Annotated in this window: 16 protein-coding genes; 5 read left to right on the forward strand and 11 right to left on the reverse strand. The window is 72.5% G+C overall.

The window, feature by feature from the left end; genetic code table 11:
- Window positions 1–78: 78 nt before the first annotated feature.
- Entirely contained in the window at window positions 79–1986 is a 1908-nt protein-coding gene (locus O7608_RS05025) for a hypothetical protein (RefSeq protein WP_289208856.1), read from the reverse strand.
- Window positions 1987–2600: 614 nt separating this feature from the next.
- Between O7608_RS05025 and dnaB the strand changes: the two genes are divergently transcribed.
- Complete coding sequence (dnaB, locus tag O7608_RS05030; protein ID WP_289208857.1) at window positions 2601–4889, forward strand: replicative DNA helicase; 2289 nt, start codon at window positions 2601–2603, stop codon at window positions 4887–4889.
- A 33-nt stretch (window positions 4890–4922) separates the two neighbouring features.
- Here the strand turns inward: dnaB and O7608_RS05035 are convergent, their stop codons facing one another.
- From O7608_RS05035 to O7608_RS05060, 6 genes are all read right to left on the reverse strand, one after another.
- Window positions 4923–5306, reverse strand: coding sequence for a TFIIB-type zinc ribbon-containing protein (locus O7608_RS05035; protein WP_289210784.1), 384 nt, complete (start codon window positions 5304–5306; stop codon window positions 4923–4925).
- A 22-nt stretch (window positions 5307–5328) separates the two neighbouring features.
- Window positions 5329–5961 carry a phosphoribosyltransferase gene (locus tag O7608_RS05040; protein WP_289208858.1) on the reverse strand — a complete coding sequence of 211 codons (633 nt, stop codon included), beginning with the start codon at window positions 5959–5961 and terminating at the stop codon, window positions 5329–5331.
- Between the two features lie 90 nt (window positions 5962–6051).
- Window positions 6052–6405, reverse strand: coding sequence for a fluoride efflux transporter FluC (locus tag O7608_RS05045; protein WP_502959207.1), 354 nt, complete (start codon window positions 6403–6405; stop codon window positions 6052–6054).
- 14 nt (window positions 6406–6419) lie between these two features.
- Window positions 6420–6845: a fluoride efflux transporter FluC gene (locus tag O7608_RS05050; protein WP_289208860.1), complete on the reverse strand. Its 426-nt coding sequence runs from the start codon at window positions 6843–6845 to the stop codon at window positions 6420–6422.
- Complete coding sequence (locus tag O7608_RS05055; RefSeq protein ID WP_289208861.1) at window positions 6842–8263, reverse strand: glycosyltransferase 87 family protein; 1422 nt, start codon at window positions 8261–8263, stop codon at window positions 6842–6844. The genes O7608_RS05050 and O7608_RS05055 overlap by 4 nt, the downstream gene beginning before the upstream one ends.
- 21 nt (window positions 8264–8284) lie before the next feature.
- The gene (locus O7608_RS05060) at window positions 8285–10819 is read right to left on the reverse strand and encodes a putative bifunctional diguanylate cyclase/phosphodiesterase (RefSeq protein ID WP_289208862.1); all 2535 of its coding nucleotides are present in this window, start codon (window positions 10817–10819) and stop codon (window positions 8285–8287) included.
- Window positions 10820–11290: 471 nt separating this feature from the next.
- Between O7608_RS05060 and moaC the strand changes: the two genes are divergently transcribed.
- The 4 genes from moaC to O7608_RS05080 are packed head-to-tail and all read left to right on the forward strand — an operon-like array spanning window position 11291 to window position 13968.
- Window positions 11291–11782, forward strand: a complete 492-nt coding sequence (gene moaC / locus O7608_RS05065) for a cyclic pyranopterin monophosphate synthase MoaC (RefSeq protein WP_282224523.1) — start codon at window positions 11291–11293, stop codon at window positions 11780–11782.
- Window positions 11779–12261, forward strand: coding sequence for a MogA/MoaB family molybdenum cofactor biosynthesis protein (locus tag O7608_RS05070; RefSeq protein WP_289208863.1), 483 nt, complete (start codon window positions 11779–11781; stop codon window positions 12259–12261). The genes moaC and O7608_RS05070 overlap by 4 nt, the downstream gene beginning before the upstream one ends.
- Before the next feature lie 55 nt (window positions 12262–12316).
- The gene (locus O7608_RS05075) at window positions 12317–13540 is read left to right on the forward strand and encodes a molybdopterin molybdotransferase MoeA (RefSeq protein WP_289210785.1); all 1224 of its coding nucleotides are present in this window, start codon (window positions 12317–12319) and stop codon (window positions 13538–13540) included.
- Window positions 13537–13968, forward strand: coding sequence for a molybdenum cofactor biosynthesis protein MoaE (locus O7608_RS05080; protein ID WP_289208864.1), 432 nt, complete (start codon window positions 13537–13539; stop codon window positions 13966–13968). Before O7608_RS05075 ends, O7608_RS05080 begins: the two co-directional genes overlap by 4 nt.
- A 45-nt stretch (window positions 13969–14013) precedes the next feature.
- On the opposite strand, the gene O7608_RS05085 is transcribed toward O7608_RS05080, so the two are convergent.
- The 4 genes from O7608_RS05085 to O7608_RS05100 all read right to left on the reverse strand — a co-directional run bounded on the left by O7608_RS05085 (window position 14014) and on the right by O7608_RS05100 (window position 18673).
- Complete coding sequence (locus O7608_RS05085; RefSeq protein ID WP_289208865.1) at window positions 14014–15507, reverse strand: glycosyltransferase 87 family protein; 1494 nt, start codon at window positions 15505–15507, stop codon at window positions 14014–14016.
- Window positions 15508–15770: 263 nt separating this feature from the next.
- On the reverse strand, window positions 15771–16319 hold the full coding sequence (locus O7608_RS05090) for a DoxX family membrane protein (RefSeq protein WP_289208866.1): 549 nt from the start codon (window positions 16317–16319) through the stop codon (window positions 15771–15773).
- A 78-nt stretch (window positions 16320–16397) separates the two neighbouring features.
- On the reverse strand, window positions 16398–17702 hold the full coding sequence (locus tag O7608_RS05095) for an ATP-binding protein (RefSeq protein WP_289208867.1): 1305 nt from the start codon (window positions 17700–17702) through the stop codon (window positions 16398–16400).
- A 134-nt stretch (window positions 17703–17836) separates the two neighbouring features.
- Window positions 17837–18673 (reverse strand): LppU/SCO3897 family protein, encoded by an 837-nt coding sequence (locus O7608_RS05100; RefSeq protein WP_289208868.1) that lies wholly within the window; start codon window positions 18671–18673, stop codon window positions 17837–17839.
- Window positions 18674–18707: the final 34 nt, after the last annotated feature.

Consider the following 18707-nt stretch of genomic DNA (forward strand, 5'->3'; position numbering starts at 1 on the left):
GCGGGTACGCCGCCCGGACCAGCGCGATCAGTCGTCGAACCGCCACCGCCGGGGCAGCCGGCCGCCACCGAACGGCCGTCAACCGATCGGCTGACCGGTGATGGCGCTCGCCACCACCTGCGACATGCCACCTCCGATGACGGCCGCCGCCAGGCCGACGCTCGACGCCCGCCAGGTCCCGCTCACCCACCGGATCAGGACGGCGAGGACCAGAGAGATCATCAGTGCGTACGCGAAGGCGGGTGCCGCCGCGAGCAGCGAGCTGATCGCCTGGGCACGGGCCGACAGGCAGTCGCCGTCCACGCCCAGGACGCAGTCGTTCGTGGCGGGGGTGCCGTCCAGCGTGAGGCTCCAGATCAGGAACGCCACCACCGGCAGGGCGTACCAGGCCGCCGTGTAGAGCAACGACGACAGGTAGCCGCCCTGGTCGGCGTCGATGAGTTCGTCGTCGATCCGGTAGGTGAGCCGCCGCTGCGACGGTGGTTCGTACCGGGGCCGTGGCCGCTGCTCGGGCAGCACCCGCGAGCGTGGGGCACTGGGCAGCGCCACCACGGGCGACCGGGGAGCGGACGACGGCGTCTCGACCCACCGGGGGTCGTCGGCGGCCAGCCGGGTGCCGGACCAGAAGGTGCCTTCGCGGCCGGGTTCGACCTCGGGCCACGGGTCGACCGGCGGGATCTCGTCGGCGTACCCGCCCGCCTCCAGCGCACGTCGCTTGCGGGCCCCGGTCCGACTTCCGGTTGGCCAGCTCTGCGGATCGTCGTCGCGGTCCCACTGCTGGGTGTAGTCGCTGGCGGCCCGCCAGCCGTCGAACAGCGCCGGGTCGTCCCCGGCGTCGCGGTGGCCCCGGCCCACGCTGGTCGACGCCGCCGAAGGGCCTGGGCCGATCGCGCGCGGCGCCGACGCGGTACGCGACCAGCCGTCGATCTCGCGTGGCTGCTCCCGCCTCGGTGCCTCGATCTCCCGGCGGGCGGCACGGGTACGGCGAGCGGCCCGGCCGGACTCGCGTTGCTTGTCTTCGGTTGGCGGCCGGGACCATTCGCTGGTGTAGTCGGCTGCTGCCGCTGACCACGCATCGTCGCGGGACCATTCGCTGGTGTAGTCGGCTGCTGCCGCTGACCACGCGCCGTCGCGGGACCAGCCGCCGGTGTGCTCGCCTGGTCCGCTGTCGCGACGGCTGTCGATCGCGCGCTGCCGGGGCACCGGTCGTCGGGCGCTGTCAGTACGCCGGCCCGGTGGGGCGTCGTCGGGCAGCCACTGCGCCGGGTCGTCGTACCCGCGTCGCGACGCTGCCTCGCCACCGCGTCGCGACGCTGCCTCGTCGCTACGTCGCCGTCGCCGCCGGGGCGGCGTGTCGGCCCGGTCGTCCGGTTCGCGGGCCAGGCCACGGGAGAGCCAACTGTCGTCGTCGGCGGGGCGGTCACCGGGTGGCGGCGACCATCTTGCCGGGGGCGCGGACCAGGACGTGCGCGGTTCGTCGGACCAGGCGGTACGCGGTTCGTCGGACCACGACGTGTGCGGTTCGTCGGACCAGCGGCTGACCGGCCCGGCGTCGCTGCGCGGCGGGTCGCGCTGCCAGCCACGACGACCGCCGGAGGTCGGGGCCGGGGAGACCGGCCCACCCGAGGTGGGGCTGCCGGAGACCGGGCCACCGGAGATCGGGCCGCCCGAGATCGGATCCTCCGGTGCGCGACGCCGGCCGACTGTCCGGCGGCGACTACGCGTCGGTTGCTCCGGGATCTGCCACGAACCGTCGCGATGCCGCCCGGCCCGCCCGCCCCGGTCATACTGGTCGGCCCGGTCCGGGGCGGCCGCCGTGTCGTCCCAGCCGGCCGGTCGGCCACGGTCCCAGGACCGGTCCCCGTCCCAGGACCGGTCGGCCGCCCCGGATCGGCTGCCGTGGTCGGCCGGTGGCCGGTGGTCGGCGGAGGACGGCCCGGCGGGCAGCGCCCACCGTGCGCCGCCCGGTGCAGCGCGCCTCTCCACTGGCTCGTCTTCCGGGTCGTGGCGTCGGCGACGCCCTCGCGGCGGTTCATTGGCATCATCCGGTGCGGCGTACCGGGCGCGACGCGACCGTGGCGTCGGGTCGACCTCGGCGTCATCGGACCAACGAGGAGCAGGCCGCCGCTCACGCGGAGCGCGGTCGCCGTACTCCCAATCCCGGTAGTCCACCGCCGGAGCCTCGCCCCTTCGCTATCCAGCCATGATCGGCTGAGCCGGCGACACAGTCACCGCCGATACTAGCCGGTACCTGGGCCAGCAGCCTGGTGACGAATTTTGTCCACCGGCTGTGGACAGCGTAGCCCCAGCTCAGCAGGGGGTCGACCGCGCGGCGAACGAGTTTTCCACAGCCTGTGCACAAGGTTGTGCACAGGCTGCGGCCGGCTGTCCACAGCTTGTCCAGAGGTTCATCCACCGCGCCGTTTGGGTCTGCCGCCGGGGAGTCCGTATCGTTCACGCCAGCCCTCCCGCTACCAGCGCGACGTCCCCCGGTCGCCCGACCTGTGGCAGGTCGGCCCGGTGGACCGCGACGTGCCGCAGCGGATGTCGTACCCGCGACGTTCACTGGCACCACAGGCGACGACGAAGGGGGGTGGCGGATGTCCATCACGGATGACCGGCAGACCGACGCCCGGCCGGCGCGCCCCGCCGGCCCACCTGGGCCTCCGACGCCACCACCGGGCCCACCCACCGGCGGCGGGTTCGACCGCACCCCGCCGCAGGACATCGCCGCCGAGCAATGCGTCCTCGGCGGAATGCTGCTGTCCAAGGACGCCATCGCCGACGTCGTCGAGATCCTCAAGTCGCACGACTTCTACCGGCCGATCCACGCGACCATCTTCGACGCGGTGCTCGACCTGTACGGTCGCGGTGAGCCCGCCGACCCGATCACGGTCTCCGCCGCGCTCGCCGACTCCGGTGACATCGGCCGCGTGGGTGGCGCGCCGTACCTGCACACGCTGATCGCCAGCGTGCCGACCGCCGCCAACGCCTCCTACTACGCCCGGATCGTCGCCGAGCGTGCCGTCCTCCGTCGGCTCGTCGAAGCCGGCACCAAGATCGTCCAGCTGGGCTACGGCTCCGCCGCCGGCGGCGGCCGCGACATCGACGACGTGGTCGACCTGGCCCAGCAGGCGGTGTACGACGTCACCGAGCGCCGGGTCAGCGAGGACTTCGCGGTGCTCGCCGACATGCTGCAGCCGACCCTCGACGAGATCGAGGCGGTCGGTGCCCAGGGCGGCGTGATGACCGGCGTCCCCACCGGCTTCACCGACCTGGACAGGCTGCTCAACGGCCTGCACCCCGGCCAGCTGATCATCGTTGCCGGCCGGCCGGGTCTGGGCAAGGCACTGGCACTGGACACCCCGCTGCCGACCCCCACCGGGTGGACCACCATGGGTGAGGTCGCGGTCGGTGACCAACTGCTCGACGCGGACGGCCGGCCGACCACGGTCGTCGGCACCTCCGAGATCCTCCTCGGTGGTCGGTCGTACCAGGTGGAGTTCAGCGACGGCTCGACGATCGTCGCCGACGCTGACCACCTCTGGCAGGTGACCCATCAACCCGCCGGCCTGGCGTTGGCCGGTGCCGGTCCGGCCGGTGGCACCGTACCGGGCTGGCGTGGGCCGGCGGCCACGGCGGCGACCGAGGTGCTGACCACCGAACAGCTCGTCGACCTGCTGGGGCGCGACCCGCAGGCCACGTCGGGCATCGCGGTACGCAACAGTCGGCCACTGGTGCTGCCCGAGCGCACCGACCTGCCGGTGCCCCCGTACCAGCTGGGGGTCGAACTGGCCGGGGGTGAACCGCCGTCCGACGGCGACCCCGACGAGCGTCGCGTCCCCGACCTGTACCTGCGCGCCAGCGAGGCGCAGCGCCGGGCGGTGCTCGCCGGCCTGCTCGACACCGCCGGCACCTGCGGCGTCGGCGGTCTCGTCGAGTACCGCACCACCGGCCGTCGGCTGGCCGATTCGGTGCGGGAGCTGGTGGCGACCCTGGGCGGGCACTGCACGGTGACGGCCGCCACCGTGCCGGGCCGGATGACCGCGCCGTCGACCTTGTACACGGTCACCGTCGGCGCGGACACCGACCGGGAACGGTTCGTCACGGCGATCCGGCCGGTGCCCAGCGTGCCGGTACGGTGCGTCACCGTGGACAACCCGGACCACCTCTACCTGGCGGGGCGCACGATGGTCCCGACCCACAACTCCACCGCGTCGATGGACTTCGCCCGTAACGCCGCGATCCGGGCCGGCTGCGCCGCCGCCATCTTCTCGCTGGAAATGAGCAAGGTGGAGATCGTCATGCGGCTGCTCTCGGCCGAGGCGAAGGTACCGCTGCACGTCCTGCGTTCCGGTCAGCTGTCCGACGACGACTGGACCAAGCTGGCCCGGAGGATGGGCGAGATCAGCGAAGCGCCGCTGTTCGTCGATGACACACCGAACATGAACCTGATGGAGATCCGGGCGAAGGCACGGCGGCTGCGTCAACGGCACGACCTGAAGATGATCGTGGTGGACTACCTGCAGCTGATGAGCTCACCCAAGCGGACGGAGAGCCGGCAGCAGGAGGTCGCCGAGTTGTCGCGAGGGCTGAAACTGCTGGCCAAGGAGGTCGAGTGCCCGGTCATCGCGGTCAGCCAGCTCAACCGGGGCCCGGAGCAGCGGACCGACAAGCGTCCTCAGCTGTCCGACCTGCGGGAGTCAGGCTCGATCGAGCAGGACGCGGACGTGGTGATCCTGCTGCACCGGGACGACTACTACGACAAGGAGTCGCCCCGGGCGGGAGAGGCGGACTTCATCGTGGCGAAGCACCGTAACGGTCCCACCGACACGGTGACCGTCGCCGCGCAGCTCCACCTCTCCCGCTTCGTCGACATGGCCATCTGACGCGTCGCGGTGCGGCCGTAGGCCGGCGCGGGGTCAGTCGAAGAGTTGGTTCAGGAAGCTCTTCTGCCGCTTGTGCCGCTTGTGCCCGTGGTAGCCGTGGTGGCCGTAGGCGGGCGCCGGCGGGTAGGCCGGTGCCGGCGGGTAGCCGGGCTGGTGGTGAACCGGCGGCGGGTAGCCACTGGCCGGCGGGGGCGGCGGCGGGTAGCCACTGGCCGGCGGTGCCGGCGGACGGGCCGGCTGACCGGGCTGACCCGCCGAGCCGCCACCGTTCCAGGCAGCCTCCGCGTCGAAGAGCCGTTCGAGTTCGCCCCGGTCGAGGAAGATGCCCCGACACTCGGTGCACTGGTCGATGGTGATTCCGCTGCGCTCGTACTGCCGCATGGAGCCGTGGCACTTGGGACAGTTCATCTGCATGATTCGACGGTACCGGCTGCTGTCCTCACCCGCCGACAGGCAACCCGACGACCTCGTCGTCGCCGACCTGATGGAAGTCGTCGTAGTACTGGCCGACAGCCTGGAAGTCGTCCGGCTGCAGCGGGCAGACCAGGCCGTCGACCACGTCGCGCAGGGCGGCGACGGCTGCGGCGGAGCCCACCGGCACGGCCACCATCACGCGCGCGGCGCCGAGACCCCGACAGACCGCGACGGCGGCCCGGGCCGTCGCGCCGGTGGCCAGGCCGTCGTCGACCAGCACGGCCGTACGTCCGGCCAGGTCCACCGCCGGTCGGTCGCCCCGGAAGCGGCGCTCCCGGCGGTGCAGCTCGGCCGTCTCCACTTCGGTCACCTGGGCGATCTGTGCGGCGTCGAGGCGGTCGGCCACCTCCCGGTTGATCACCCGTACGCCGCCGGAGCCGATCGCGCCGAACGCGACCTCGGGGGCGGCCGGGAGCCCGAGTTTGCGGATGACGAGCACGTCGTAGGCCACCTGGAGCCGGTTGGCGACGACCGCCGCGACCGGTGCCCCGCCCCGGAGCAGGCCCAGTACGACGACGTCCGGCCGCCCGGTCAGGCTGGCCAGGTCGCGGGCGAGCCGCGCGCCGGCGTCTTCGCGGTCCCGGTACACACTGTCCATGGCCTCAGGTGTACGCCGGATCCGCCGTCGTCGCCGGGTGGTCGGGCGAAATCCGTCGATCGGGCACCCCGCGTCGCCGCCATGTCGCTGCTATCTGGCGAGCGCTGCGGCCATCGCGTGTGCCGTCACCAGGGCGGTGAATCCGACCGTCAGGGTCGCCGCCGCGTAGCCCGCTGCCCGCCAGCGGTCCCGGGCGCCACCGCCGGCCAGCTGCACCACCTCGTAGGCGAAGGTCGAATAGGTGGTCAGCGCACCACACAGACCGGTGGCGAGCAGCCGGGCCAGCGGGCCGTCGAGTGCCGTACCGGTGCCGGCGATCCCACCGAGCAGCGCCGCTCCGACGACGTTGACCGCGAACGTGCCCCAGTAGCTGGGCCGGCCGGCCCCGACCACCACCCGGTCGACCAGGTAGCGCAGCACCGCCCCGACGGCACCGCCGGTCATCACCAGCAGCAGTGTCACGACCCGGCTCCCGCCCACCGGTCGGCGACCGGCCGGGCCGCCGCACCGCCGATCAGCACCGCGACCAGCGCTGCGGCGAGGGTGCCGAGGGCGTAGCCGCCGGCCAACCAGGGGCGTCCGGTGGCGAACAGTTCGGCGACCTCCAGGGTCTGGATCGAGAAGGTGGTGAAGCCGCCGAGCAGGCCCGCCCCGAGCAGCGGCCGGAGCAGGCGGTGCGGCCGGGGCCGGGCGGTGACGACCCGCATGAGTACGCCGATGAGGGTGCAGCCGACGAGGTTGGTGACCAGGGTCGGCCAGGGTGGGCCGTCGGCGGCGACGGGCCAGGTCAGGGCGATGCCGTACCGGGCGGCGGCACCGACGGCACCGCCGACGGCGACCGCGGTCAGTACGGCCGGCGACACCGACCCGGCGGGCAACTTCACGGGCCGCCACCGGTGACGGCCCGCTCTCCGGCAGCTGCCCCCGGCTGGCCGGTGCTGGACCCACCGTTGCTGGACCCGGCGTTGCTGGACCCTGCGTCGCTGGACCCTGCGTCGTACAGCACCGGCACCCAGCTGAACAGCGCGATCGGGTACAGCAGATATCCGAACCGGGTCGCCGGCAGCAACATCGTGGCGACGAGCAGACCGGCCGCGCAGATCGTCGCCGCCCCGGCGACGGTACGTGGCGGCTGGTGCCGCAGGCGTACCGCGATCGCGAGGCCGACCAGGATCAGCAGCGTGCCCGCGACGAACCGACCGCCCGGTAGCCAGTCGGCGATCAGGTGACCGGGCAGCGGCGACGCCGCCGGAGTGTCGACCACGCCCGCCCCGAGCGGGAAACCGACGACGTTGTGCGCCAGCGCGGCATGGTCCACGGCGGCCACCGGGACCAGGGCGAGCAACGGCAGCCCGACGCCGGCGGCGGCGACCTTCACCAGCTCGCGCTGCCCCTTGGCGGCGGCGTGCAGTGCCACCACGACCAGGATCGGCCAGGCGAACAGTTTGAGCGCGGCGGCGGCACCGACCGCGAACCCGGCGGCACCGTACCGGCCGGTGGCGCAGAGCGTCAGCCCGAGCAGGGCCAGCGCCAGGACCGGCAGGTCGTTGCCTCCGGTGCTCAGGGTCAACGCGGAGATCGGCAGGACCGCGCTGAGCTGCACCGTCCGTACCAGGGTGGCGCCGTCGACGCCGACCTGCGCGCGCAGCAGCACCAGGGCGGTGCCGCCGAGGACGACGGTGGCGAGGGCGAACCACACCCGGGCATCGGTCCACCAGGCCACGCCGGCCAGCGCCCGGGCCATGCCGAACAGCACCATCCCGGGCTGGTACGGCAGGTAGCCGAGCAACTGCTCGTCGCTGGGCAGGGCGGTGATCTGCTGCTCGGACAGGTACGGGGTGCCGTGGGCGAGCAACCTGCTGGCCCCGTCCTCGACGACCAGGACCTCTTCCTGCGCCCGGTCGGTCCGTCCGCCCGCGCGTTGCGCGGACTGCACCAGCAGCGGTACGGCGACCACCGCCGTCCAGGTGAGTCCGGTCAGCCAGCCACGTCCGGCGACGGGGACGTCCGGCCCGATGGCGGCGGCTCTGCGGAAGGCGAGCTGGCTGAGTACGACGAGGACGGCGGCGCCGTACCCGACGGTGGCGACGGTGCCCCAGGCCCGGTGCGGGGCGAGGGTCGACGTGGTCGCGGTGATCCCGGCGAAGGCGGCGGAGAGTCCGTAGACGGTGAGGTCGCCGACGAGCCCGGCACCGGCCCGGTGCAACCGGTTCCACCGTCGGGTGACGTCGGCCCGCCACCGCCGGGCGGAGTCGGCCGGGCGGCGCGGGCGGGTTGCGGGTCCGGCCGACGCGACGGTCACGTCGCAAGTCTGGCAGAACGGTCACGCCGGTAGGTGCGGTACCTTCTCGGTCCGCTGCCGTTGATGTGCCCGGCGGTTCTGATCGAGCCGGATGACGGCACCCTCGTCGTGCAGCGGCCCGGCCAGGCTACCGGGGCGGCCGCCGGAGCCGCACTGCAGTGCGGTCAGCAACCGGTGGGCCGGCATCGGGCGGGCGAAGAGGTGGCCCTGACCGGCGGTGCAGCCAAGTGCCCACAACGCCTGGCGCTGTGGTTCACTCTCCACGCCTTCGGCGACGACGGCCAGGCCGAGGCTGCGGCCGAGGTCGACGGTCGACCGGATGACGGCGACCGCCTCGGCGGAGGTCTCCATGCTCCGCACGAACGACCGGGCGATCTTCAGTTCGTGCACCGGCACCCGCGACAGCATCGACAGTGACGAGTAGCCGGTGCCGAACTCGTCGAGGGCGAGTCGGATCCCGGCGTCGCGGAGTTGGCCGAGCACCTGGTCGACCACTTCGAGTTGACTGATGGTGAGCGTCTCGGTCAGCTCGAGGACGAGCCGGCTGGGCGGGATGTCGTGGGCGCGGAGCCGGGCGAGGACGGCGCTGGGGTAGCGCGGGTCGAGCAGGCTGCGCGGGGACAGGTTGACCGCGACGGGCAGGGCGAAGCCGGCTTCGGCCCAGGTGGCGGCGGCGATCAGGGACTGGTCGAGGACCGCGTCGGCGAACGCGGGGAGCAGCCCGGACCGTTCGACGGTGTCCAGGAAGCGTGGCGGGTCGAGTCGGCCCTGGTCCGGGTGCTGCCAGCGGGCGAGCGCTTCGGCGGCGATCACTTCGCCGGTGCCGAGGTCGACGATCGGCTGGAAGGCGACGCTGAACTCGTGCTCGGCGACGGCGCGGGGCAGGTCTCCACCGAGGGCCAACCGGCCGACGTCGGCGGTGTCCCGGCCGCGGGCGTACGAGGCGATCCGTCCGCCGGACCGTTTCGCCTGGTACATGGCTACGTCGGCGCGACGCAGCAGCTCGGGCATGCCGCCGTTGCCGGGGGCGACGGCGATGCCACCGCTGGCTTCGACGTTGATCCGCATGCCGTCGAGGTCCATCGGGGCACAGATCGCGGCGAGCAGGGCATCGGCCCGGTGGGTGGCGATCGCGGGTGCGGGCAGGCCGGTCAACAGTACGGCGAACTCGTCGCCGCCGAGCCGGGCGACCATGTCGCCCGCGTGCGCGGTGGCGCAGAGCCGGCGCGCCACCTGGATCAGCACCTCGTCGCCGGCGGCGTGCCCGAGCGTGTCGTTGATCTCCTTGAAGTGGTTGAGGTCGATCAGGAGCAGGGCGGTGATCCCGCCGGTGCGCCGACCGCCGAGGAGTTGCGCGCCGTGGTCCATCAGCCGACGTCGGTTGGCCAGTCCGGTGAGCGAGTCCTGCGCCGCCTGCCGGGCATGCCGTTCGGCCTCCTCGTTGAGCTGCTGGTAGAGGGTGGCGTTGCGGACCGCCGTACACAGTGCCGAGGCGAACGTACGCAGGGTGTAGTGCTCGCGGTCGGAGAACTTGACCGGGCCGGCCAGGCACAGCCGTAGGGTCCCGACGCTGACGGTGCTGTCCGGACTGGCGAGCGGGACGGCGATCACCGTACGCATGTGCGGGGTGGGCGCGGTATCGGCCGGGCCGTCGTACTGCACGCCGTCGCTGTTGCCCTGGACGAGCCGGTGCGGGCTGTTGAGCTCCACCTCGACCCGGTCGGTGGAGAACAGGTCGGCGGCCTGCACCACCGCGGTGGACAGCACCACGTCGAGGTCGATGACGTTGAGTGCGTCGGTGGCCCGGGCCAGTCGTTGCCAGGCCTGCTGGTCGGCCCGGGAGCGGGCCTGACCGGCGTAGGCCAGGTGGATGCAGAGCACCACCGGCGGGATGGTCACCAGCAGCCATTGATCCGCCTTGAGGATCAGCAGGGTGGCCAGGATCAGCGGAAATCGGATGACCGCGCTGGAAATGCGCAGGCCGAGGTCTTGTCGGAACATGACCCGCAGCCGGGTCCGGGTGGCGCGGGCGATGACCGGAAGGGTCAGGACCTCGTCGAGTACGACCGCCACCACATAGGCGCCGGCGAGTGGTCCGAAGAACGTGATGCTGGAGATCGGTTGGGCCAGGTCCCAGTTCAGCGCGTGCAGGACGCCGCCGGCGGCTGCGGCGAGCAGCATGTTCTTGGCGACGGCGAAGGTCGCTTTTATCCGGGCGACCCGTTGAACGATCATCACGAGTCCGACGCCGAGGCCGGTGCAGAGCAGAACCAGGGTGGCCGGGGCCACCGCGAGGCCGACCAGGATGGCGACTTCGCTCCAGGCGATGGCGTGGGCGGTGGAGCGGATCCGTACGTGCCACTGGACGGTCACGCCGACTGCGGCGAGGAAGACGAGTGCGGCGACCAGCGCGAATTGGTCCGGGGTGGTGACCAGGGATCCGGCGACGAGAACAAGAGAGGCGATTCCGACAGTTGCCGCACAAACGGCGACGAGACCGACGAGCAGCAGGAGCTGCCGATCGGTCTCAATGTCGCGTCGAACTGTGCGGGTCACGCCCGTTCCTGATCTTGTTGCCGTGCGTACCCCGCGAGACTACTGCTTGTCATCGGGAGATGACAGTATCAGAGCCATTCGTGACTGCGCATGGTGTTCTCCTCCACTCGATCGGGCAGTTGGTGCTGCCGTTTCCGTGATGGGAGAACCATAGAGTTGCGATATGCCACTTGCATACGAATAAATGTCCATATGCGCATGATTAGTGAAGATGGTGGTGGTTTGTCACTGATCGTTATTGGCTGCCGACGGAATGCGTTCGAACGCCTTCGTTCATAACCTTAAGCATTCCTTATGGATGCACCATTTGGTCATGTAACTAGGTATCCGCGAAACTGATCCGGTAAGCGTGTCGAGAGCACCATGGACGGTCTGGTCGCCCGTACCCGTGACCAGGGTGTCAGGTCGACTCTGCCGGTGGACAGGGCCGTCGGGCCAGAGTCGACCGGTCAGCTCGCTAGGCTCGTTCAGGTGACCGAGGTGCCGAACCTGACCCATGTCGACGACGCGGGTGCCGCGCGGATGGTGGACGTGACCGCCAAGACACCGTCCGTACGCCGTGCGGTGGCCGCCGGCCGGCTGCGGACCACCCGCGAAGTGACCGATCTGCTCCGCCGCGACGGGCTGCCGAAGGGCGACGCCCTGGCGGTCGCCCGGATCGCCGGCATCATGGGAGCCAAACGCACTCCCGACCTGATCCCGCTGTGCCACCCCATCGCGCTGCACGGGGTGACCGTCGACCTGGAGATCACCGACGACTCCGTCGAGATCACCGCGACCGCCCGGACCGCCGACCGGACCGGCGTCGAGATGGAGGCTCTGACCTCGGTCGCGACCGCCGGCCTGGCGTTGATCGACATGGTCAAGGCCGTCGACCCGGCGGCCACCCTCGACGCGGTCCGGGTGCTGACCAAGTCCGGCGGCAAGACCGGCGACTGGCAGCGACCGGCGGACCGGCCGTGACCCCGTACGCGCGGGTCGTGGTGGCCTCGAACCGGGCCGCCTCCGGGGTGTACGCGGACACCAGCGGCCCGCTGCTCGTCGCCGGCCTGCGGGACCTCGGCTGCCGGGTCGACGACCCGGAGGTCGTGCCGGACGGGGAGCCGGTCACGCAGGCGTTGCGCCGGGCCGTCGCCGACGGCGTCCAACTGGTCCTGACCAGTGGCGGTACGGGGATCACCCCGACCGACCGCACCCCCGAGGCGACCCGCTCGGTGCTCGACTACGAGATCCCGGGGATCGCCGAGGCGATCCGGGCGGTCAGCCGTACGGCGGTGCCCACCGCTGCACTGTCGCGCGGTGTCGCCGGGGTGGCCGGCCGGACGTTGATCGTCAATCTGCCCGGCTCCACCGGTGGTGCCCGCGACGGACTCGCCGTACTCGGGCCGATCCTGCGGCACGCGCTGGACCAGTTGAGCGGCGGCGACCACCCCCGTGGCTGACCGATAGGCTCGCCCGGTGACCGCCGAACCGTCCGCCGGTGTGGCTCAGCCGGCCATGGACCACCGCCCCGTCGACTGGGCGCACGCCCGTGCCCTCGTCCACGCGGCGGGCCGGACCGCCCGTCGCCCGCCGGTGCAGGTGCCGTTGCCGCAGGCCGACGGCCACACCCTCGCCGCCCCGCTGGTGACCCTGACCGACCTGCCGGCGTTCCGGACCTCCAGCGTCGACGGCTGGGCGGTCCGTGGTGCCGGGCCGTGGCGGGTGGTGGGCCGGATACTGGCCGGTGGGGTGCCGTCGGCGCTCGGCGACGACGGGGTGGCGGTGCAGATCGCCACCGGTGCGATGGTGCCCGCCGACGCGACCAGCGTGCTGCGGGTCGAGGAGTCGACCGTCGACGAGGCAGGGCTGGTGCACGGCGACCCCCGGCCGCAACCGGAGTGGCGATCGCCGGGCGAGGAGGCCACCGCCGGTGAGGAACTGCTGCCGGCCGGTACGCCGGTCGACCCCGCCGTGATCGGCCTCGCCGCCTCCTGCGGCTACGACACCCTGCCGGTGCACCGTCCGGTGCGGGCCGCGCTGCTGGTCTTCGGCGACGAACTGCTGACCGGCGGGCCACCCGGGGCCGGCCGGGTCCGCGACGCCCTCGGCCCGTCGGTGCCGGGCTGGCTGCGCCGCTACGGCTGTGAGCTGCCCGCCGACGCCGTCGTCGGCCCGGTCGCGGACACCCTCGACGCGCACGTCGACGGGCTGCGTACGGCGTTGGCCGACGCCGACCTGGTCTGCACCACCGGCGGCACCATGCATGGCCCGGTCGACCATCTGCATCCGGCGTTGGCGCAGCTCGGTGCCGGGTACGTGGTCAACACGGTCGCGGTCCGTCCCGGGTTCCCGATGCTGCTCGCCCGGGTGTCCGGCGGCGACGGCCGGGACCGGTTCGTCGCCGGTCTGCCGGGCAACCCCCAGTCGGCCGTCATCGCCCTGGTGTCCCTGGTCGCGCCGCTGCTGGCCGGGATGCACGGGCGGGCGCTGCCCACCCTGCCCCGGCACCGGCTCGGTGCCGCCGTACCCGGCCGGGGCGACTTCACCCACCTTGCGCTGGTACGGCTGGACCCGGTGACCGGTACGGCGTACCCGGTGCCGCACGTGGGGTCGGCGATGCTGCGGGGGCTGGCCACCGCCGCCGGCTTCGCGGTGATCCCGCCGGGGGGTGCCGGCGCGGCCGGTGACGAGGTGTCCGTCGTACCACTGCCGATGCTGCCCGGGGAGCGACTGCCGTGACCGTACCGATCCGACCTGTCCTGGTGGCGGTGACCGCGACGCCGCTCGACCTGGCGGCGCACGAGGCGGCGGTCGCGGACCACCGCGCCGGCGCGGTGGTCTCCTTCCAGGGGGTGGTCCGCGACCACGACCATGGCCGGTCGGTGACCCGGCTGGAGTACGAGGGCCACCCCAGCGCGGCGGAGATCCTGCACGAGGTGGCCCGGGAGGTGGCCGCCGACCCGGCGGTGTACGCGGTCGCGGTGTCGCACCGGCTCGGTCCGTTGGCCATCGGTGACGTGGCGTTGGTGGCGGCGGTGAGCACCGCGCACCGGGCGGCGGCCTTCACCGCCTGCGCCCGGCTGGTCGACGAGGCGAAGGCCCGGTTGCCGATCTGGAAGCGGCAGTTCTTCGCCGACGGCACCGAGGAGTGGGTCAACTGCCCGTAGGACCGCCTCGCGCCGATCGGCGCGAGGCCGGCCGGTGGGCGTAGGTCAGCTGCCGGTACGTGCCCGGCCGGTGGGCGCGGTGAGCCGGCGCCGGATCTGCGGACGAGGGTCCAGGTAGAAGGCCGGCTCCGCGCCGGGCCGCCACGGCAGGGCGGCGACGAGCGCGATCAGCGCCAGGCCGAGCGAGTTCTCCATCAGCACCCCCCACAGTCCGTCGTGGTAGTGCGACACCTGCGGCAGCTTGTGCTCGTAGGGCCAGATCGGGGAGATCAGGAAGAGCAGGTAGAGCGCGACGGCGGCGGCCGCGTGCCGCAGCCCGGTCAGCGCCGGGAACCAGATCGGGGTACGCAGCCCCGCGACGCCGCTGATCCCCGGGCCGGTCGGCGGGTAGGTACGCCGTGAGATCAGCCCCTGACTGGCGCTGCGTCGGCGCAGCGCCGCGTCGGCCAGCACGATGATCGCCGGGATGACGAAGACCAGGTGGTGTGACCAGCTGATCGGGCTGATCACGTTGGCGGTGAGGCCGATCAGGGTGAACGCGGTCAGTTCGTCGCCGTCGGCGTGGGCGTGGGCGGCCCGGCTGAGCCCGAGGGCGAGCAGCAGGGCGGCGAACGAGAACCAGAGCAGCCCCGGGGTCTGCATCGAGTCGTAGAGCCGGGCCAGGACGCCGGCGAGCGACTGGTTCGGGGTCATGTCGGCCACGCCGACCCGGCCGGTGTCCCAGAGCACCGAGGTGAAGTAGGCAGCCGACTCCTTCGTCGCGACGACCATCGCGCCGACGGTGACCAGCGCGGCGGTGCCGATGGCCGTGGTGGCGGCGCGCCACTGCCGGGTGACCAGCAGGTAGACGATGAACAGCGCAGGGGTCAGCTTGATCGAGGTGGCCAGCCCGATGCCGGCTCCGGCCCAGATGCCGCTGAAGAAGATCCGGCGCAGCGGTCCGCCGGTGGCCAGCCGGTGCGGCGTCGGCGCGGCCCGCCAGCGCAGCGCCACCAGGTCGGCGATGATCAGGCCGAAGAGCAGCAGGTTGACCTGGCCGTAGCCGAGGGTCTCGCGGGCCGGTTCGATGGCCACCGCCAGGGGGACCGCCAGACCGACGGCGAACCAGCGCGGCCACCCGCAGCGGTCGGCGATCGGCCCGAGCAGGACGGCGAGGACCAGGGCCAGGGCGGTGATGCCGAGCAGGACGTTGATCCATCCGGCGGCGAGCATCGGGACCAGCGCCATCGGCAGCATGGTGAGCCCGGCGAACGGTGGATAGGTGAAACCGAGGGTGGTCTCGGGGGCGATGAACTCGTACAGCTCGCCGCCGTTGGTCCACCACAGCATCGCTCCGTGGTAGATCCGCATGTCGAAGAAGTTGTACGGCCGGCCGAACATGCCGATCGCGTACCAGGCGGCGTAGCAGGTCAGCGCGATCAGGCCGAGCCGTAGCAGGGTGGCGCGGTCGAGCCCGCGCCACGCGTCGCGGACCCGCCCCAGCTGGCGGCGGCGCAACGGGGTGAGACGACGGACCCGCTCACGGACGTCCGTCACCATGATCCACCCACCCCCGGTTGTCGATCGCAGAGAAATTCCGTCTGTCCGTCCGAGCCTAGAACGCAGTGTCGTCCCCGACCGCGCGCGTTACCCTACCGTGTCCGATCCCACACTAGTTCGCGACATTTCCACCGCGTTAACGCTGTGTGGCGCCTTCTGTATGGTTCGTGGTCTTCAATGGTCAACTAAACATTGAAGTCCGATATTTACCGACGACGCTGTGTCATCCCCGCAGGCCCGGGCGCAGGACCGGCAGCGTGTCGTCACCGGCCCGGCAGCCGGCGGGCGGTGGCCGCCGAGCGGACCGCGATCCGGGCGTCCCGGCGCGCCGACCGCACGGCCCGCCGTACCGACCGCCGGCCGGTGCGGACCGCGTGACCGGTACGCCACCGCAGCCCGGGACGACCTCCAGTATCCGCCGCAGCCAGCAACAATCCGCCGAGAAGGCCCAGATTCTTCAGGAAGTGCACCTGATGGAGCTGCCGCTCGGCCGGATCGGTGGCCGACCAGAACGGATGCCCGGCGACCGTGGTCGGCACCAGGGAGGCGGCCAGCACGGCCGCCGCCGGACGGGTGGCGTGGCCGGTGGCCAGCAACAGCCCGCCGGCGAGCTGGGTGGCACCGTGCAGCCGTACCAGGTTCTCGGTGTCGGCGGGCAGGCGCGGCGCGGCCCGGCGGATCGTCGGAGCGACCCGGTCGGTGACCGGCCGGGCCCGCTCGACGTACGGGCCGGGGTCGGCGACCGCGCGGGCGCCGCTGACGATGAAGATGCCGCTGAGCAGGGCGCGGGCAATGGTGCGTACGGGTCTCATGCCTCAGTCATACCCGGTTGGCCGGTCTGTCACCCGGTAAACGCCCGGCCGCCGCGATCCGGCGCGGCCCGCACCGGTTCAGCCGGGCTGGGTCCGCAGATAGCGGCCGAAGTGCGGGACGGTGAAAGCGACCGTTCCGCGTTCCCCCGAATAGATCAGCCCTTTTTTGATCAAGGCGTCCCGGGCCGGTGACAGGCTCGCCGGTTTGCGGCCCAGCGCCCGGGCGATCTCGGCGGTCGACACCGCCGCGTCCGGATCGGCGGCGTCGTCATCCGACAACCTCCCGCCCGATGACGGCTGCCTCCCGCCGCCCGATGACGACGGCGGTCCGCTGATCGGGTCGGCGGTGCCGGCCAGCGACGCCATCGCCCGCATGTACTCGCGCTCGGCAGGAGTGGCGCGCTCGAAGCGGGAACCGAAGAAGCCCACAGCCAGCTCGGCCTCGGCGTCCGGCGCGGCCATCCGTACGTCGGCGGCGGTGATCGGCGAACGGGGCGCGTGGTCCCAGGTCGCCTTGCCGTACGCCTGCACGAAGTACGGGTAGCCGCCGGACTTGTCGTACAGCAGGTCCAGGGCCTTGGGCTCGTACTCGACCTGCTCGCGCTGCGCCGGTGCGGTCAGGGCCTGGTCGGCGGCGACCCGGTCCAGCCGGTCGATCCGTTGGTAACGGAACAGCCGTTCGGAGTAGGACTTGGCAGCGGACAGCACCGCCGGCAGGTGCGGCAGCCCGGCGCCGACCACGATCAGTGGGCCGCCGAGCTGGGACAACTCGTGGCAGGCGGCGCAGAGCGCCGAGACGTCGTCGGTGCCGACGTCCTGCATCTCGTCGATGAACAGCGCGATCCCGGTGCCGACGTCGGTGGCGACGGCGGCGGCGTCGGTGAACAGCTCGACCAGGTCGATCTCGATGTCGCCGGAGTCGGCCCGCCCGACGGCCGCCGGCACGTCGATGCCGGGCTGCCACCGGTCGCGCAGCCGGGTCGTCCCGCCGCGTCCGCTGGCGGCCGGCGGGTTCGCACGCAGAGCAAATGCCTTGAGTACGCCGAGGAAGTCGTCGATCCGCTCGGGTGCCCGGTGCCGGGGGGCGAGTTCGCGGACCGCCATGTGCAGGGCGGCGGCGACCGGGCGGCGCAGCGACTGGTCCGGCCGGGCCTCGATCTTGCCGGTGCCCCAGAGCCGGTTGATGGCCTGGGACCGCAGGGTGTTGAGCAGGACGGTCTTGCCGACGCCCCGCAGTCCGGTGAGCATCAGGCTACGTTCGGGCCGGCCCCGGGCGACGCGCTCCAGCACGATGTCGAAGACGTCGACCTCGCGGCCCCGGCCGGCGAGTTCGGGTGGGCGCTGGCCGGCGCCGGGGGCGTACGGGTTGCGGATCGGGTCCACTCTCGCACCGTATCGGGTCGTCTAGCGTGATCGCTAGAACCCGGTAGAAGTGGCGAGAGGTGCCGGCTCAGAAAGCCTAGGGCTCTCTAGCGTCAACGCTAGAGAGCCCTAGGATCTGCTACGGACGGGCCCGCTCAGAGCTCCTTCATGCAGAGCACGTAGTCGAGGATCGTCTGTTCGCTGTCGAACACGTAGGTGGTGTCGGTCTCCTCGTGGCCGAAGACCGGGTCGTCGCAGCGTGCGGTGTCGGTGGTCAGCGGGATCCGGGCGAGCACCTCGTACGAGCCCGGCTCGCAGGCCACCTTGCGCAGCTCGGCGTCGTCGTCCGTACCGTCGTTGACCACGCAGTCGCCGACCACGATCAGGCCGCTGTCGCCGGTCGCCGGCGGAGCCGACGACGCGGGATCGTCGTCCGGGGCCGGCTCCACCTCGACCGTCGGTGCGGGGGCCGGGTCACTGGCGCTCGAGTCGCTCTCGCTGTCGGCCAGCGCTCCGATCGCCACGAGCGCGCCGCAGCCGCAGAGCACCAGCAGCACCACCGCGCCGATCACCAACCCGATGATCAGGCCGGTCCGGGACTTCTTCGGCGGCTGACCGCCGGGCATCCCCGGCGGGGGCGGACCCCAGCCCGGCGGGGGCGGTGGCGGCGGGAAACCGCCCGATCCCGGTGGCGGCGGGTACGCCCCACCGCCCGATTCCGGTGGCGGGTATGCCCCGCCACCCGAGGCCGGCGGCGGGTAACCGGCCGGCTGTCCCGGATCCGGGTAGCCACCGCCGGGCGGGTACGACGAGTAGGGGGTCGTCGGATCGGGGTAGCCGCCGCCGGACACCGGCTGGGCACCGGGCGGTGGGTAGCCGGCACCCGGCGGGTAGGCCGGACCCTGCGGCGGATATCCGGAGTGACCCGGTGTGCCGGCCGGGTCGTCGGGCTGTCCCGCACCGGGGTAGCCCGGCGGACCATAGCTGGACATGATCTCCCTAGCGTTGTCGCTGCGGTGGGTGGGA

It is taken from the genome of Solwaraspora sp. WMMA2056, assembly GCF_030345095.1.
Taxonomy (GTDB): Bacteria; Actinomycetota; Actinomycetes; order Mycobacteriales; family Micromonosporaceae; genus Micromonospora_E.

Excerpts from the sequence above, each read along its gene's own strand:
- O7608_RS05100 (WP_289208868.1), bottom strand. The coding sequence starts at position 18,673 with ATGTCCAGCTATGGTCCGCCGGGCTACCCCGGTGCGGGACAGCCCGAC.
- O7608_RS05075 (WP_289210785.1), top strand. The coding sequence starts at position 12,317 with ATGGACCACCGCCCCGTCGACTGGGCGCACGCCCGTGCCCTCGTCCAC.
- dnaB (WP_289208857.1), top strand. The coding sequence starts at position 2,601 with ATGTCCATCACGGATGACCGGCAGACCGACGCCCGGCCGGCGCGCCCC.
- O7608_RS05090 (WP_289208866.1), bottom strand. The coding sequence starts at position 16,319 with ATGAGACCCGTACGCACCATTGCCCGCGCCCTGCTCAGCGGCATCTTC.
- O7608_RS05040 (WP_289208858.1), bottom strand. The coding sequence starts at position 5,961 with ATGGACAGTGTGTACCGGGACCGCGAAGACGCCGGCGCGCGGCTCGCC.
- O7608_RS05085 (WP_289208865.1), bottom strand. The coding sequence starts at position 15,507 with ATGGTGACGGACGTCCGTGAGCGGGTCCGTCGTCTCACCCCGTTGCGC.
- O7608_RS05045 (WP_502959207.1), bottom strand. The coding sequence starts at position 6,405 with ATGACCGGCGGTGCCGTCGGGGCGGTGCTGCGCTACCTGGTCGACCGG.